Source organism: Teichococcus deserti, assembly GCF_001982615.1.
Taxonomy (GTDB): Bacteria; Pseudomonadota; Alphaproteobacteria; order Acetobacterales; family Acetobacteraceae; genus Pseudoroseomonas; species Pseudoroseomonas deserti.
In genome coordinates this window covers 1-1,792 of sequence record NZ_MLCO01000467.1, presented here as the reverse complement: position 1 = coordinate 1,792, position 1,792 = coordinate 1, and the positions used below count along the sequence as shown (strand labels likewise).

Annotated in this window: 3 protein-coding genes; 1 reads left to right on the top strand and 2 read right to left on the bottom strand. The window is 73.1% G+C overall.

What is annotated here, in order from left to right; all coding sequences use genetic code 11:
• Both BKE38_RS29100 and BKE38_RS29095 read right to left on the bottom strand, forming a co-directional pair.
• On the bottom strand, positions 1-400 hold a 400-nt coding region (locus BKE38_RS29100; RefSeq protein ID WP_076960598.1), incomplete at its 3' end, for a hypothetical protein.
• A 99-nt stretch (positions 401-499) separates the two neighbouring features.
• Positions 500-787 (bottom strand): hypothetical protein, encoded by a 288-nt coding sequence (locus BKE38_RS29095; RefSeq protein WP_076960597.1) that lies wholly within the window; start codon positions 785-787, stop codon positions 500-502.
• Between the two features lie 187 nt (positions 788-974).
• On the opposite strand from BKE38_RS29095, the gene BKE38_RS29090 reads away from it, so the two are divergent.
• A partial coding sequence (locus tag BKE38_RS29090; protein ID WP_207553723.1) for a BNR-4 repeat-containing protein occupies positions 975-1,792 on the top strand: 818 nt, incomplete at its 3' end.

Genomic DNA, 1,792 nt, shown 5'->3' with positions numbered 1-1,792 from the left:
CGCCGCCGCAGGAATGGGCGGAATCGGCCAGCGTCCACTGCCCCTGGCTGCGCAGGTTGGTGGCGCGGTAGACGCGGCCGCGAGCGTCGTTGGCCGGGCAGTTCCGCGGCACCGAGACGAGGCAGAGCCGCACCCGGTCGCCGGGGCGCGAGGCCTCGATGCCCGGCACCGTGTCGTAGGAGACCTGGCCGCCGCCATTGCCGTAGGTGATCTGCGAGCCGCTGCCGGCAACCGGCCGGCCGCCCGATTCCAGCCGGGTGCCGGTCGCGCGCACGGTGGTCTCGGCGCAGTCGCCGACGCGGCGGGGCAGCGCCTCCTCGGCGGCCAGCGCCTCCTCGGCCAGCGCCTGGGTCGCCGCCGTCAGCAGCAGGACGGCCAGGGCATGTCGGAGGAGGAGCATTGGCGGCGCCTTCGTCAGCGAGGCGTCCTGTCTAGCAAGCCGCCGCCGGGCTGCCGCTGCACAAGAGGGTGCGCGGGAAGGGCGAAAGGACCGCCCGGGTCAGAACCGCCCGGTCGAGGCCACCACCAGCGCGGTCAGCGCCAGCATGCCGAGCAGGCTGAGGATCGCCACCATCCGGTTGCTCATGCCGATCCCCGGCGCGCCTGCCATCGCCGGCTGCAGCGGGGCGGCGACGCGGTGGTGCCGGGCTTCCTCGACGCAATCGGGGCAGATCAGCACGTAGCCCGCCTTGTCGCGCCCGGCGAAGCCCTTGCGGACATAGAACTGGAGCAGGCCGGACCGCGCCGTCTCACGGTGGCAGCGATAGCAGCAGGCGGTGGTCTCCATGCCTCTCTCTCTGGCAAGCGGACCGGATTTTCCGGCCTCCCCAGGGCATAGGGGCAGCAAAACCTTGCCAGCTTGCGAACCGTGAAGATGTCTCCACGCGCCGGTGGTTGCGGCAACCCGGGCGGCCGCCCCAGGTTCAGCCGTCGCGGGCCGCCGCGCCCGCCGCCACGTCGCACAGGATGGATCGATGACCCTGGCCTTTTCGACCCTGGCCTCGCTGCTGACCCGCCGCCTCCTGCCCGCCGCCGCCCTGCTGGGGGTCGGGATGGCGGCGCTTCCCGCCCGCGCCGAGGCGCCCGCCTGCAGCCCGGCGCCGGCGCAGCAGGTGAACGGCCGCGCCACCTATGAGCTGGCCCAGGTCTGGAGCGGCGTGCGCACCGAGATGGGCGCCGCCCGTGCCCCGAACGGCCAGTTGCTGGTCGCCTATTACGACGCCGAGCGCTGGCTGACCGTCGCCGCCCTCGACCCGGCCAAGGGCCAGGTCTGCCGGCTGCGCCTGCCGTCCCAGTTCGGCGGCTGGGACGCGCACAACGACATCTCGATGGCGGTGGCGGCCGACGGGTCGGTGCATGTCGTCGGCAATCTGCATGGCGACAAGCTGTTCTACGCCGCCGGCCGCGCCGACGACCTCTCCAGCGTCAAGCCGATGCCGATGGTCGGCCGCGACGAGGAGCGGGTGACCTATCCGACCTTCATCCGCACCCCGGAGAACGGGCTGCTCTTCTTCTACCGCAACGGCGCCTCGGGCCGCGGCACCTGGCTGGTGAACCGCTGGCAGGGCGGCCAGTGGCAGCGTGGCGCCGAGATCTTCGCCGGCCGCGACCGCGAGGGCCGGCTCAGCGCCTATCCCGGCTTCGCCATGGCGCCGGACGGCATGCTGCATGTCGCCATCATGTGGCGGCGCACCGGCGACGTCGCCTCCAACTTTGCGGTCAGCTATGCGCGCTCCCGCGACTTCCGCCGCTGGGAGGGTTTCGCCACCGCCCCGCATGACGGGCCGGTCGG